The sequence below is a fragment of the Mesorhizobium sp. Arg314 genome (assembly GCF_053714275.1).
Genome location: NZ_JBSKBP010000287.1, coordinates 1 through 360 on the forward strand (window position 1 = coordinate 1; position 360 = coordinate 360).

Below are 360 nucleotides of genomic sequence, written 5' to 3' on the forward strand. Positions count from 1 at the left end.
GCCGACAATCGTATGGAGGATTTGCCATGCCCAAAAGGACGACCGGTGACCGCCCGGAATTGAAGCCGATCAACGTTGGTGCTGCCGCCATCGACATTGGATCAAAGATGCACATGGCCGCAGTCAACCCGACCTGCACTGACACACCAGTACGTGCGTTCGGCACATTCACGCAGGATCTGCACGATCTGGCGGACTGGTTCAAAGCCTGTGGGGTGACCAGTGTGGCGATGGAATCCACTGGGGTCTATTGGATCCCGGCCTACGAGATTCTCGAACAGCGCGGGTTCGAGGTTATTCTGGTCAATGCGCGCTACGCCAAGAACGTGCCTGGGCGCAAGACAGATGTGAGCGATGCCG

At 58.1% G+C, this 360-nt stretch carries 1 protein-coding gene; it reads left to right on the top strand.

The window, feature by feature from the left end:
• Window positions 1-26 precede the first annotated feature (26 nt).
• On the top strand, window positions 27-360 hold a 334-nt coding region (locus ACWGS9_RS35525; RefSeq protein ID WP_454509522.1), incomplete at its 3' end, for an IS110 family transposase.